The 14690-nt window shown below is 55.4% G+C and carries 7 protein-coding genes, 1 tRNA gene and 1 pseudogene; 2 read left to right on the top strand and 7 right to left on the bottom strand.

The window, feature by feature from the left end; genetic code table 11:
- Position 1: 1 nt before the first annotated feature.
- The 4 genes from Q0J85_RS11965 to Q0J85_RS11950 all read right to left on the bottom strand — a co-directional run bounded on the left by Q0J85_RS11965 (position 2) and on the right by Q0J85_RS11950 (position 6051).
- Positions 2–3835, bottom strand: coding sequence for a hypothetical protein (locus tag Q0J85_RS11965; RefSeq protein WP_294481924.1), 3834 nt, complete (start codon positions 3833–3835; stop codon positions 2–4).
- 223 nt (positions 3836–4058) lie between these two features.
- Positions 4059–4124: transfer RNA gene (locus tag Q0J85_RS11960), tRNA-Arg, on the bottom strand.
- A gap of 84 nt (positions 4125–4208) precedes the next feature.
- The gene (locus Q0J85_RS11955) at positions 4209–5288 is read right to left on the bottom strand and encodes a hypothetical protein (protein ID WP_294481922.1); all 1080 of its coding nucleotides are present in this window, start codon (positions 5286–5288) and stop codon (positions 4209–4211) included.
- A 19-nt stretch (positions 5289–5307) separates the two neighbouring features.
- On the bottom strand, positions 5308–6051 hold the full coding sequence (locus Q0J85_RS11950) for a glycerophosphodiester phosphodiesterase family protein (protein ID WP_294481920.1): 744 nt from the start codon (positions 6049–6051) through the stop codon (positions 5308–5310).
- A gap of 186 nt (positions 6052–6237) precedes the next feature.
- On the opposite strand from Q0J85_RS11950, the gene Q0J85_RS11945 reads away from it, so the two are divergent.
- Positions 6238–7029 carry a DeoR/GlpR family DNA-binding transcription regulator gene (locus tag Q0J85_RS11945; RefSeq protein ID WP_294481918.1) on the top strand — a complete coding sequence of 264 codons (792 nt, stop codon included), beginning with the start codon at positions 6238–6240 and terminating at the stop codon, positions 7027–7029.
- Positions 7030–7064: 35 nt separating this feature from the next.
- Here the strand turns inward: Q0J85_RS11945 and Q0J85_RS11940 are convergent.
- The 3 genes and pseudogenes from Q0J85_RS11940 to Q0J85_RS11930 form a co-directional block, all read right to left on the bottom strand.
- Positions 7065–7744: pseudogene (locus Q0J85_RS11940) on the bottom strand (L-arabinose isomerase); the annotation flags it as partial.
- Positions 7745–7814: 70 nt separating this feature from the next.
- Complete coding sequence (locus Q0J85_RS11935) at positions 7815–9545, bottom strand: metallophosphoesterase (protein WP_294481913.1); 1731 nt, start codon at positions 9543–9545, stop codon at positions 7815–7817.
- Positions 9546–9679: 134 nt separating this feature from the next.
- Positions 9680–11236: an ATP-binding protein gene (locus tag Q0J85_RS11930; RefSeq protein WP_294481910.1), complete on the bottom strand. Its 1557-nt coding sequence runs from the start codon at positions 11234–11236 to the stop codon at positions 9680–9682.
- A gap of 395 nt (positions 11237–11631) precedes the next feature.
- Here Q0J85_RS11930 and mobF point away from each other — a divergent pair, with 395 nt between their 5' ends.
- Complete coding sequence (mobF, locus tag Q0J85_RS11925) at positions 11632–14679, top strand: MobF family relaxase (protein ID WP_294481908.1); 3048 nt, start codon at positions 11632–11634, stop codon at positions 14677–14679.
- Positions 14680–14690: the final 11 nt, after the last annotated feature.

Genomic DNA, 14690 nt, shown 5'->3' with positions numbered 1-14690 from the left:
ATCAGGCGAGCATGCCGGAGGAGGGGCGGTCGAGCGAGAGGTCGATGTCGTAGTTCGTACCGCTTTTTCTCGCGTCGCCCTGCGCCTCGACCGCAAAATAGTAGATCCCTGCGGTCAGGGTGCGGGTGATCTCCGCTTCCCCGTCGAGACTCCGCTGCGCGGCGAGCCGGACCGGGTTCCTCTCGTTGCCTTTCCGGTCGATATTCCGGCGGTAGAGTGTGATCTTCGCATCTTTCCCGGTCGCCCCGGAGAGTTCGAGCGAACAGAGTGACTCCTCCGTCACTTCAAACCGGAAAAAATCCACGAGATCGCCGTACCCGACCCACTCCCCACGTACGGCTTCAGCCTCGGAGACGATCGTGGCGTTTTTCCAGTCATTGTCATTGCGCTGATCGGCCTGGCCGAAAACGACGCCGTCGAGTTTGACGGTGTAACTGGTGTTCTGTCCGCTTCTCCAGTTGGTCGACTCGAACGAGACGACGTAGAACCCGCTTTCAAGCAGGACATTGTTCCGGGAGACCTCCTTTTTGGAAGAACCGTTGATCGAAAAGACCCTCTGCAACTTTCCGTTGTCCCGGATCTTCCAGAACGTGAAGCGGCCGGAGGCTTTCCCCTCGAGCGTCGAAACGGTGAAATTGTAGCTTCCGGGATCAGCCAGTTCCAGCGGCCGGTAGTCGATCGTGTCGCCGAATCCGACCCAGTTGTAGTTGAAGAGCGAGAGCGGGTTGAGGATCGTGAACGCTCCCTCTTTCTTCCGAACCGACATGGTGTAGTCCGGATCGGCGGAGACGAGCTCCCAGCTGTCGTCGCCGCGTTCGGCATTTACGAACACTTCCCCGCTGAGCGTGACCTCGAAGTTCGTACCCTCTTTCGCAGTCGAACGGGCGGCGACGAAATAATCGGTGTCCGCCGCGAGATTCAAGTTGAAAATTCCGCGTTTTTCCTCTTTCGTCCTCGCATTGACTGTGATGCTCTTGACAGTTTTGAGCCTGCCGTTGCCGAGCAGTTCATAAACGACAAGCTGCATTGATTGCGAAACGGCGCTGATCGTGAAGTCGTAACTCCCCGCCTGATCGAAACGGAGGGCGCGGAAGTCGGCCTTGTCCTCTCTGCCGACCCGGTTCGACACGACGGCCTCCTGCGTGGTTCCGGCCGGGGTGACGGGGACGGCGAAGAGGTCGGTTGTTTCCAGTTCGGGGGCGTTGCCCGGGAGTCGGAACTCGAGCGAGGCATCGGCGGCGGCCTGCTGCCAGGTGTCATCGGAACTGGAGACTCCTGCGGTTCTCTCCGGACCGGCTGTGAGTTCGATTCGATAGCAGTTGATGTCGAGCGGCTGCGAAGAGTCCGATGAGAGCGCGTCACCGAATACCGCAAGATAATAATCGACCCCCGCCGCAGCGGTGAAGCTGTAAAGCTGTTCGAGTGCGGCCTCCGTCGCCGACCAGAGCAGATTCTTCGCCGCGTCGAAGAGCGAGACCGTGACGCCCGTGAGGAACGAAACCGCGTTCTCCATGGCGACCCGGAGGTCGACCGTTCCGGTGAAATCGGTCGAGAATACGTAATAGTCGTCGTCATGTTCGCCATCGAGATTTCCGGCGCGCCGAAGTGTGTCGTCATCGGAAAATTCGAGGCGGCGCGCATCGGCGAACGACTCGTTTTCGCCCGTCAGTGCCTTGTCGAACTGGCGCAGCGCCGTGAAGTCGCCGATGTAGATGTCGGACTGCCCGATATAGCCGGAGAGATAGTAGAGCCCATCCCGTGAATTCCAGTCGAGGAGGTATTTCGAGAGACGGTTCGGCGCGTCCCGGCGGTCGTCGCTGCCGGTCCAGAAGTCGCTGTCGGAGTCGGAGATGTAGAGATAAATATCTCGACCGTCCAGCTCGAATCCCCAGCCGGTGATCGCGTGGGCGATCCCGTCGTCGGAGTAGACTCCGAGCGTCACGCCGTATCCGGCGGCGAATGCCGAGAGCAGCAGTTCCGCAAAAGCGCCGTCCGCTTTGTCGGCAGAGACGGTGAACAGAAGTTTATCGCGCTCGATTTGAGGGAAGAAATTGCCTCCCTCGACCGGAACGACGTTGTTTCCGGAAGCCATCGTTCCGTTCAGAAACCAGGAGAATCCATCCAGTTCATCGCCGCCGTCGTTCTTCCAGTTCGCGATGAAATGCTCGAATGTCTCGTCTTCATCAGTGAACGCGGCGGAGGAATTCGCCGCCCAGCCTCCCCAGGTGAGAATGTTCGACGTGGCGGCGGCCCAGCAGTAGGGGAGATCCCGCACGGTGAGGAGCTTCTCCGCGTCGGCGAAATAAAAGCCGCTTTCGTCGTTCGCGGAAGCCGGCTCGGGCGGTCCGTAGAGCGTCGGCAGATAATCGTGACCCCAGAGTGTGGTGGAAAGAATCGGCCCGTCCGGAACCTCGTTCCACCTGTCGTTGTCGGCTATGACGGTGATTTCCGTTTCGCTCCACCCGCCGGGCTGCCCCGCTTCGTCGATGGCGCGGACGCGGCAGAGATAGCTGCCGGCCCTGAGGTTGTCGATGACGCAGCTGGTTTCATCGGTGCGGAGGAGTTTGGCCCGGGTGCCGTTCTCCCGGAGAAGTTCCACCTCATAACGTTTCACTCCGATGTCGTCGGTCGCATCCTGCCAGCGCAGCAGCAGTGCGTTGTTGTCGAAAACCAGTCCCGAGAACGCTCGTACCGGATCGGGCGGCGCGGCATCTTCTCCCGAGCCGCGTTCGACGGTCAGCACGAGACGATCCGAAGAGTCGATCGTGAGGGAGAACAGGAGGTCGTTGTTTGCAAAGGTTTCCCCGACGGAAAGTTCCGCCCGGGCCTGGAGGAGATTTTCCCCCTGAACGGTGATCGTTCCCCGGAATCCGGCTGCGTTGTCTGCGAGAATGTACTCGCCCGGCGCCTGATAGTCGAAATCGACGCTGACGCGGAGGTCGACATTCCGGAAGAGAGTGAGATCGTTCAGCAGCGGTTCGGAAATATCCGACGGCGCGACCGCGAACTCATCCTGCGTGAGTGCGAGCACGACGGTGTGGGCGTCGACTTCCGCGGCGGCCTCGATCCGCCCGCTCGTGACGGTCACTCCGGCGAGAGTCGCATCCGCGTCGAGTTCCAGTGTGCCGCCCGGCGCAAGCGTGACGTTGTTGACCGTGGAACCGTCGTCCGCGCAAAGGATTCCGCCGTCGTTGATGGTGGCGAAATTAGAAACGGCACCGGATTCTAGTTCGAGAATTCCGGAAATTTCGGAAGCATTCGCCCTGCCGCCGTCGTGCACGATCTGAAGCCCGCCTGCGGCGACGGCCGAGTCATTCGCGATGCCGCCGGAATAGACCTCCTGCACGGCGGTGTCCGCGATGCTGCACTGAAACGTGACATATCCGTCCGCGACCTCCTGCCGGAGCGTGATGTCGTAGTTGAACGAACTCTGCGGAGTCGAAACGATGAGTACGCCGCTCTCGCCTGTACCGCTGACTGAAGCGTGGAAATCGTATCCGATGAGGTCACTCGCCTCCGTTTGGAAAGAGGAGATGACACCGCCGCTTTCGACGTTCACTTTTGGGCTGCCGAAGAGTTCGAGCCGCGCAATGCTGCCACCGTCGGCGATCTGGATCGAACCACCCGCTGCGGTGACGGATTCGGCGCTGCCGGCAAGTTCGAATGTTCCACCCTCCATGACTATGACGACTGAGACGGCGCTGCCCGGTTCGAGCTGCAGCATACCGCCCGCGAGAATGGTGACATTGGCGGCGTAGTCGCCGCTCGAAAGCGTGAAAACGGCGGCATCCGCGTCTGCGGAATTGCCGAGAACGAGGGTGTGATATTCGGCCACAATCAGTCTCCGGCTTGAATTTGATATGGAACTCTCTTTACAATTGCATCACGACCCATCAGAGTCAAATTTCCTCAGAAAGAAACGAACCAATTTCAAATTTTTACTTGACCATTACTTGACCATTGGTCACATCTCCCCCAAAAAAAGGGTAGAATAAGGGATTTTGCAGAGAATGGATATCTTTTGTAACTTTCCTTGTATCAACCAGAAAAAGAGTGTCTGAAGAGAGGAATCGAACCTCCGATCAAAAGTTTAGGAAACTTCTGCTCTATCCACTGAGCTACCCGGGCATCACAACAAAATAACCCCGCGTCCGCAGAATTTCAAGCCAATCAGGCGAAAATCGCAACGCAGGGCCCGGATTCGAATCTTAACAACCAAACTGATCCCACGGCAGATCGACTTCCGCACCGCCGTTCAGAATCGCATCCATGTGAAACAACAACGGAAATTCAACCCGATTCACACCTCCGGCACGAAGCGCACGCGCCACCCGCGTAATAATCGCAACCGATTCCAGCGTGACACCTTTCAAAATCTTTTCCGCCTCCGCAAACGGTATGCCCCGCCCCAGAAGCGTCCCGAGACGACGCGTCCGGCCACCGAAAATCGTGACGTAAAGATCCCCTGCCCCCGGCACCCCGCCGGCCAGCGCCCCGTCTCCTCCCATGCGCTCCACAATGCGGCGCATCTCAAGGCAGCTCTGCGCAAAAAGCGCCGCCTGAGGATTATAGACCGGATTTCGATCCGGCGCCCCCGGCGCACACAGTGCCGCCGCAGCCTCCCCGTCTAAATCCCCGACCTCGCGATCCGCAAGACCTACCGCCAGCGATACCCCCATCGCATAGGCGTTCTTCAACGCAACACACCCTTCCACCCCCGCCACATCCGTCGTGGTCAGAATGTGATAGTATCCCGTCGCAAGCATACCGCGAATCGTCTCAAGTACAGTCGGATCCTCCCCGCAGAAATAAACCATCGTATGACGTTTGTCAAGCAACTCAAAGCAGATGCACGGTCCACCAATCGCATTGAACGGAATCATTCCACGCGTCTTTTCCGGCAGGCGCGACGCGAGCAGGTACGGAAACGGCGTAAGCGTCCCATCCGGATTGTCCCGCAATCCCTTCGTCACCGAAAGCACCGGAATCCCGGGCCGCAGCAGCGGAAGAACCTCTTCCGAAAACCAGTCGACCCCGAAACTGCTCACCCCGCCGATGACCAGATCCGCCCCCTCCAAGGCCCGTTCAAGCTCCTCGACCTGGTATGCCCTGACCACAGGAGGCAACTTCTTGCGCAGGGTTGGATGAAATCCGCTCTCCCTCACAGAATCGATGATCTCCCGGTCCAGCGGCGTCCCGACCAGACGCACCTCATGACCATTGTCCGCTGCCGGGCCGGACATCGCCGAACCCATCATCCCCGCTCCGACAATCGTGATGATACTCATTGCAATCCCCCCTGGCCCGTCAACGGTGAAACTCCTGCCGGAAACGGGCAAGAACGCGGTCCGGCGCATTCGAGGTGAAAGTATCGATTCCTGCATCGATCATCTTTTGAAGCTGCTCCGGAGTGTCGGCAGCCCAGGAGTCAACTTCGATTCCCAGCTCATGCAGCCTGCGGGAGAACTTTGCGGAAACGTTTCCGATCGATACTCCGATCCGGTCAACCAGGTTCAGATACTCGCGTTTTTCAGGCTTGTCCAGCTCCGACTCATCGATGAAACCATGCAGAAACGCCTTCTCGTTCAGCCCTTTCACAAAATAAAGCATCTGCGGCAGAAAGCTGATGATCGAACAGTTTCCCAGACGGCCGCGCCGGTCAAGTTCCGCAATCACCTTGCGGGCACATTCGCAGTCGTCCTCCTTGAGTTCCACGCAAAGATAGAGTTCCGGACGCTTTCGATCCACCAGATCGAGAACCTCGCACAGGGTCGGAATCCGCGTCCCGGCGAACTCCGGAGCCTTCCAGGCGCCGAAATCAAGTTTCCGGAGCTCGGCAAACGTGAAATTCCGCACCGCACCTGTACCGTTGCTGCAACGGTCGACCGTGTCATCATGTGTCACAACCAGCTCTCCATCGCTTGTCATGTGAACATCAAATTCCATGGCATCGACATCCAGATCAAGTGCCCGGTCAAAGGCAACAAGGGTGTTTTCCGGGTAGGTCGCGGAGAGCCCGCGATGGGCGATCAACATCGGTTTCCGTTTCATTTTCCAAATCTCCTTTCCGGTTTTCTGATGCGAATATACCTCGCGTTTTTGCGGCAATCCAGCCGCCGGAACCGGCTTTTTTCCTCTTTTTTTGCAAATACTCAGATGTTTTGCGCATTCGCTCAAATTTCGGCTTGCAAACTGGCTGAAAGGAGAGTATCTTGTTTCCCAAACAGGGAGAATGCCATGAATCGAAGCAGTCAGGAGGAAGCCGTCTGCCGCCTGCTGGAAAAACGCGGAGTCCTGACCACCGGCGAAATCGCCGGAGAGCTCGGATGCAGCAGCGCCACCGCACGGAGAATCGCCGGGCGGCTCGCGGAAAACCGGATCGCGCGGCGATTCCACGGCGGGATCCGCCGGATCGAACCGGATGCAAACCAGTCCATCCCTTTCCCGCTCCGGGAACAGTGGTTCAGTCGCGAAAAACGGCTGATCGCCGAAACCGCCGCTGGACTCATCGCCCGCAACAGCGTGATTTTCATTCACGGCGGTTCAACGACGACCTGGCTCGGAAATCTGATCGACTCCGGCAGCGTCATCACCAATTCTCTGCACCTCGCGGAGCTGATCCGGCAACGTTTCCCCTCCGACGAAGGGCCGGAAGTCATCATTCCGGGCGGGACACTCGACCGCAAGGCCGGCATCCTGACCGGCACCCGGGCGGAACGCGCCATCGCCGGATACCACGCCGACGCGGTGCTCTTCTCCGCTCGCGGAATCGATGAGGCGGGCATTCTCGACACAAACGACGCCACCGCAGGCGTCGCACGCACCATGATCGAACATGCCCACCTCGCGGTCATGCTCGCCGATCACAGCAAGTTCCGCGCAGCGGGCATGGCGCGCCTCGTCCCCTGGGGCGCGGTCGATATCCTCGTGACCGGGGCATGCCCGGAAAATCTGCCGATGCTTGAGACGATCCGGAAACAGGGTGTCAAAATCATCACCGTTCCATGCGAAGAGGGGGGTGCACGCTGACGCGGCACTCCCCCCTCCCCCGGACAGCTTTCCCGTCAACGAATCTCGATGAGTTCCACCCCGGCAATGCGCGCAAAGTCGCGCAGATGTTCCGGTGTCAACGCCGGAGCGTGTACACTGTGATGCGCTCCACCCGCTTCGATCCAGCGCCGCGCTCCTTCGGCCAGATCCGGCTTCGGAATCCAGATCGTCCGCGCAACCGGGAGTTTCGGAAGATCCTCACCGGCGCAACGACTTCCACCTCGTTCACGACAAGACGGAAACGCCCGTCAAGCTCGATCATGCTCGCATTCAACGCCGGACCCGGCTTCGTGCCGAACACCAGCCGCGCGGGATCGGACTTCCCGCCGATTCCGAGCGGATGAACCTCAAGCGTCGGCTTCGCAGCGGCGATGCTCGGACAAACCTCCAGCATGTGAGAACCCAGCACACGACCGCGCCCCGGTTCAAAATGGTAGGTGTAATCCTCCATGAAACTCACGCCGCCGGGAAGCCCGCAAGCCATGACCTTCAACGAATGGAGCAACGCCGCGGTTTTCCAGTCCCCCTCCGCGCCGAACCCGTGGCCGTCGGCCCTGAGCCGCTGCGCGGCAAGTCCCGGAAGCTGATCGAATCCGTGCAGATCCTCAAACGTGTCCGTGAAGCCGGAGTAGTTCCCCACCTCCAGAAAACGCCGAATCCCGATTCCCTGCCGCACCGCTTTGCGGATCGACGCCATGGCCGCATCCGAGCGGTCCGGAATCGTATATTCATCGGGAGAAAAACGGAGCAAGGGAAGAGATTGTTCAAGGTGTCTGGCTACCCCGCTGCCGGGAGGCCCGACCATCAGGTGAAGAGTGTTGCCATTTTTGGGGGGACAACAGGGACTTTATTTCCGTAATAGTTCCGTTGTTTTCGATTTCCACCACATCGAAGCACTCGCCATCCGGCGAAAAAGCCCGTACCACGATTTTTTCGCTTTTCACATCAATCCGGAATGCGGAAGCCTGGAGAGTTTGCGCCTTGTTCGGCCCTGCGACGGTCAGAACGGGATACCGATAATTTCGACCTCCCCGGTTCGGTTTTTTCGAGCCGGGGGGCGCGACAATGACATCGGTTCCTGGAACGCTTCGCGAATACCGGTGCGTGTGTCCGGCCAGCCAAAGATTCAGATGGAATTTCGGTTTTTCCCCGGCGAAATAGGAATCCGTTAGAGTCAGAAGTGTGGCTTGAATGCTTGGCCACGAGTCAAAGTGAGAATAAGGAGCGCCGTGTGCAAGGACAATTCGGCGCCGAGCGGAAATCCATTCATCGGACAGAAACGCCTCATCCAGAAACTCTTTCTCTTCTTTTACAAATAGCTCGTCAAGATTGTATTTGCAATATTTTTCCCCGGGCGTTCCGGACGGTTTGTCCTCCCAGCTGTCCAGAACCAGAAAGGCAACATCGCCAAACCGGAAAATTCCGTAGGAAAGCCCCTCGCTGTTACCGAAATAATCGAGAAAACGATCCGCCTCTTTCCCTCTCAATTCATGATTTCCCCGAACCATTACAACCGGACGCCCGCTCCCTTCCTTCTCACAAAGTTTCGAGATCACACCGCTGAAGAGCGCGGACGGGGAAAATTCATTGCCGATATCCCCTCCGAGAACGATGAAATCGCAACTCTCCGCATCTGCGGCCCGCAGCAGATTCTCCAGAATGCGCATCTGCTCTTCCGGAAGAAACTGAAGATCCGCCGTATAAAAGAAGCTGAATTCTTTCCGACCGGAATCCGGCACCCGGAATTTGTACACATGTCCGGCATCGGCATATCTCCTCCTCTCCGGATCCCGGGGATCGAGCATCACAATCCGATATTCATACTGTGCCCCCTCCTTCAGTCCGGAAAGATGGATGACGTGAAAAGGTCTCCGTTTGAGCTGACCGTGAATGTGATCCCATTGAAGTTGCCACTGTTCCGTTCCACACTCCCTGTATTCCACACCGGAGGCGACATCCCCGCAGGTTACGAACCGGATGCTCATCTTTCCCGAATCCGGATTTCCGAGCCAGGGGCCATACTGAATTTCGGGAATATCCGGCATGCGAAACCGGACCCGCCCGAATGAGAATGTCCAGCCGGCGGTTCCGCGGCGGACGTGAATCGCCAGCAGATTTTCCCCTTTCTTCACCGGAAGAAAAAACGGATTGTTTTCCGGCGAATAAGCACCGGTTCCGTTCCCGTCGGGAAAGGTGGAAACACAGGCCTGTCCATTGACAAACACTTCACACCACCAGTCGCAGCCGACTCCGAGCTGGGCGATCCCGGCACGGTCTGCATGAAACCGGTTGTAAACCACCGCATCGGACAATACCGGGCTGGGGGGCTGCGTCAAAGCATCGAGGTCAAACAGCTCATCTTCCATGCGGAACGGAATCCCGGATTCAAACCGGTTCTGCCAATCCGGTTCCGGGGCGCCGGGAACAAAACTCCACTCCGGATTCAGCGTAACCTTCACAAGACTGGATTCGGTTATTTTTCTGATTTCGCTCATTGTCTTTCCATAATTCTTTGAAATTCCCTCTTCATAAGCCCTTGGAATCAGCAAATCAATCAGTCCAGCCTGAGTGGTTGAGAGGCATGGGAGAACCTCTTCGAGCCTCTTGCGAACGCAGAAACTGCCTGGTATCAGCATACTGTTTCACTTTTCCATTTCGTGATCTGCCGAGAACCCGTATCGAAGTTTGCTCCGACAAGGACGATCTTCCTGCCGGAGTGCTGATATTTCCGGAAATATTCCTTTTCGCGAATCTGGTCAAGCGCAATTTCGGCAGTCTTGTTTATTTTGAATTCAAAGATGTAGACATGGTTCCCATCGCGGATTACCGCGTCAATGCGTCCGTTGTTCGTACGGGATTCCGCTTCCACTCTTACTCCGATCAACAGGAATACCGAGTAGAAAAGCAACTGGAAACGTCCCTCCGTGTCTGTTGCAATATCATATTGAACAGCTGCAAAGAATGTTTTCAGCAGTTCCATGAACAGATTGATATCGCGGGCTTTGATTGCCTTGACCATCTTGAATACGTTTGCGCCGACTGTTTCCTGCGGAATGGAAGCATAATCGCTGATCAGGTAGGTTTCAAATGCGCTTTTGACTTCCCGGTTGGGGAAATCGAGATAATACAACGTTTCTCCGAGATCAACGAACGAACTTTTTATGGTCAAGTATCCCGTCTGCAGCAATAGAGCCAGTGGATCAATTTTATCTATTTCAAACGCATTGAAAGCCAGTCCCATGACAGGTTCGCTCAACGTTTTTTCAAAATTGAAGTCCGTTTTTTTGGTCAGTTCCACCAGAAACGAAGGTGTTCCCGTAGAAAACCAGTAGTTGTTGAATTTGCAGCTGTTTGTAAAGAATTGAGCCAGCGATACTGGATTGTAGACCGTTTCAGATTCTTCCTCGAACCGAAATCCGTCATACCATTGTTTGATTTCCGGGAGAAGCTTTCCCCGTGGCATATTTTGCAGTTTGCAGGCTGCGTCAATGCGGTCGGCAAAGTAGGTTTCGAATTCCTCCTGAGTATAGCCGAACATCGTGGCGTAATCACGGTTCATCGTGATGTCGGTCAGATTGTTGAGATCGGAAAACAACGAAACATGGCAAAATTTGCTGACTCCTGTAACGAAAACAAAACGCTCTTTAGATTCAAATGCCTTGATGACGGAATAAAATACTTTCAACTTATCCAGAATCTTTTGAGCATGAGGCTTACCCAAGTTGTTCAAGATAGGCTTGTCATATTCGTCCACAAGAATAACAACCTGTTCCTGTTCGGCAAGTCGGTTGATTAATACCCGAAACATGCTGGCGGCATTCGCTGATTCCAGCGTCAGTTCATGCGAAGCAGCCGCTTCCGTTACCAAATCGCATAAACTGCTTTCCAGCTCCTCAACGGAACTGAAATCCAAACCGTTCATATCTAAGTGAATCACGGGATAGGGCTTCCAATCATAAGGCTTGTCATAAATAGCCAGCCCCTTGAAGAGTTCTTTTTTGCCCTGAAAAACCGCTTTGAGAGTGGAGACGGTCAGCGACTTGCCGAAGCGACGCGGACGGGACAGGAAATACATAGCCTTTCCCTGACTGATAAGCGACCAGATGAATTCAGTTTTATCGATATAAAGGAACTCATCCTTAATGATATCTTCAAAAGTGTAAACACTGCTTGTAATTTTCTTCATATAGCCATAACCTCCCGCCGAAATTCAATATACTCTGTCAACGCTGAAATTCAAGGAGACGGAGGAAATCCTCTTCCATTCGTGTTCCGTTACAACGGGGGTATTTCATGGCGTCCCGGAGGATGCTTTTGCGAATTTATTCAGTATCTCGCATCTTTTCATGTATGCGTTTTGTTGCGTAATATCGCGTAATTTTGCATATCAGAAACAGCATTTACAAAATTACGCAACAAACCGCAACGGAGAGCAACCGGAAATACGCCTATCGGCACGATAGGATATTGCGTCAGCAAAAAACTGTTTTTGCGGTTTTTTTCTCACTTTTTTGGGGTTCCCGGTTTGCATTTCCCCGGCGGGCGTGGTATTCTGTATACGGGGTGTGTGGAAAGGCATATTTGTTTACAGCGGCAAGTATCAAAGCCACACGTGGAAAAGGTGCGGATTTCTATCGGCAGCACCTTGCCAATAATGACTACTACAACGAGGACGGCAGAGTCGAAGGGATCTGGCGGGGCAGTTTGGCATCCGCGTTTCATCTTGACGGCGCTATCGTTCAACCGGAGGTGTTTTCGCTTTTTCAGCAGAATCTGCATCCGGAAAGCCGGAGTAAACTGACACCGCGAAACAATCCTCATGCGGTACGTTTCTATGACTTCCAGTGTTCAGCCCAGAAGTCCGTTTCCGTGATGTCGTTGTTCGATTCGCGTCTGGTCGAAGCGCACCGGAAAGCGGTGGAGATCGGGATGCGGGAACTGGAACGGTTTGCCGCCGTACGTATCCGCAAAGGCGAGTCGTATGCGACGAAAAACTTCGAATTCACCGGTAAGTTCATCTATGCGCAGTATCATCATGACAACAGCCGGAGGCTAGATCCGCAACTGCACACGCATAATGTGATCGTAAATGTGACGCAGGAAGGAAACGGATCGTTCAAGGCCTTGGATCCATCGCAGATGTTCAAGGCGATTCGCTATGCGGGGAAATCCTATCAGAACGCGCTTGCCTGCGAGTGCCGCCGTCTCGGTTACGCACTTGAAATGAAACGGAACGCGAAAGGTGAGATTACCGGTTTTGAAATCGCCGGAGTTCCGGAAGAGGTTCTGATACGCTGTTCTCAGCGCCGTCAGCAGATCGAAAAAGGGATTGCCGAGTTTTACGAAAAGAATCAGCGGTATCCGACGGCAAAAGAAATCAAGGCGATCACAATGATGACCCGTTCCCGGAAAATGCTGGAACGGACTGAACAGCAGGTTCGTGAACATAAGTTGTCGCTTTTGACCGATGAGGAACGGAGCCGCTTTACGGATATGGCGTATGAGGCGGAACAGATGAGTTTCCTTCTCCCGTCGCGTCCGATTCAGGAAACTCCGGAACAGCAGATTCGCAAAGTCGCAGAGCAGCTTTTCGAGCGCAACGCCGTGTTGCGGGAAGATGCCTTGCTCGCCGAAATCCAGAATCAGAATCTCGGGAACTGCAATCTGGATGAACTGCGGAAAACACTTGATTGCGTTCCGGGACTGGTGAATCTTTCCCGTCCGTCCGGCAATCCGTATTTCACCACGGAAACGAATCTGAAGCAGGAGAATTATGTAATCGAAACGGTCAATGCGTTTCGTGATCTTCTGCCGGAGATCAAAAGCCTCCGAAAACCGTTCTCCGGACTGCTCTCATTGTTTGGCGATCATACGGCGCAACGCGAAGCGATTGAAACGATTTTGGGGGCAAAGTCTCCATTTGTGCTGTTTCGCGGTGTCGCCGGAGCGGGCAAGACTTCAACCTTGAAAGAACTTTGCGGATGTCTGAAATCCGGAGGCGTGGAGAACATTCAGCTGATCGCGCCGACCAATTCTGCGGTGGATGTTCTGAAAAAGGAGAAATTTGCCAACGCCCAGACCGTCGCGATGTTTCTGCAGAATCGGCAGGCATTGCCGCCGAAAGGGTCCTATTTGATTATCGATGAATCCGGCCTGAATTCGTTATCACAGGGAACCGGGATCATCAAGCTCGCATTGCAGAATGATTACCGGGTGCTGTTCGTCGGCGACGCCAGACAGCACAACTCCGTGGAAAGCGGAGATTTCTTCCGGTTACTGGAAGAGCATACGCGGATTCCGAGAGCAACGCTCACGCGGATTCATCGTCAGCAGACGGCGGAATACCGCAGGGGAATTGAGCTGGCCTCGGCGGGACTGGCTCTGGAAGGTTTCGAGACATTGGATCACGGAGGGTTTGTGCGGGAAAGCAGAGGAGGCTATCTAAATGAGGCGGCGAACAGTTTTATGGAATTGACCGACAACGGAAAAAATCCGCTGAACTGCATTGCGGTCAGTCCAACGCATCGGGAATGCGATGCGTTGACTGCGATTCTGAGAGAAAAGCTCAAGGCGGCCGGACGGCTCAAGGCTAAAACAGAGCGAACCATAACAGCGTTTCAATCCTTCGGCTGGACCAGGGCGCAGCTTGGCAATATCGAAAATTATCAGCCGGGGATGAAGCTCTTTTTCAACACCCGTCTGAAAGGGCTGGGAAAGCCCGGAGAGATGGTTGAGGTCGAACAGGTCAAGTCATCGTCAGGCGAACTCGTTTTGTCCAATGGCGCAACCGTGAATCCGCGTACCATCCGCGGTGTGGTAGATGTGGGAGAATCCGCGGGGCTTCCGATTGCCGAGGGGGATCTGGTTCGCTTTACGGTGAATCTGAAAACACCGGAATTCAAAATCAGCAACGGTTCGCTGGCGATCGCCACGGCAATCCCGAACGAGTACCGGCTGCTGGACGCGGAACGGCGGGAAGCGGGAACTGTTCGGCTGCCGGAATCGTTTCATGGAATTCGGCATGGCTGGGTGATGACCAGTCATGCCTCGCAGGGAATGACTGCGGATCATGTGGTGGTGGCTGCGGAAAAGATGTCGAAGCAGGCGTTTTATGTCGGCTGTTCCCGAGGACGTTTCAAGCTCGCGCTTCATCTGCCTGACAAGGAGCGTTTCAAGGAGGGACTGGTTAGAATTCCGGCGGAGCGTCTTTCCGTGGCTGATCTGGTCAAGGCCGGTGAAATTGAAAAGCCGGCGCTTGATCGTCTCAAGGGGATTCGGGAACAGTATGATCCTGATCCGCATCGTCTGATACGTTCTCTTCACCTCAAAAGAGTATGGGGCAAGTTGCGTAAAACCGGAAAGCAGGCCGCGGAGGCTGTATTGTCGGTTATCAATTCCAGGCTCTCCGGCAAATGCCGTGAAAATTATATGGCGGCGCGAATGGAAGAGTATCAGCGGCAATTACAGGAAATCAACGCACAAACTCAGGAGCGGGAAACGGTGGAAGAACAGGCGAAGAGGCAGGATCGTCATCAGGTGGAATCTCCCCATGATCGAAGAGTGGAGCCGGAAAGGCCGGCCATGAGAAGATACAGACCGCGTCCGCCTCGCAAGGGGCCGGAGCGATAGATCATCAACGA

Source organism: uncultured Victivallis sp. (assembly GCA_944389935.1).
In the GTDB taxonomy this organism is placed as follows: domain Bacteria; phylum Verrucomicrobiota; class Lentisphaeria; order Victivallales; family Victivallaceae; genus Victivallis.
The sequence above is the reverse complement of the archived record's forward strand: the minus strand, read 5'-3'. Positions and strand labels throughout refer to the sequence as shown.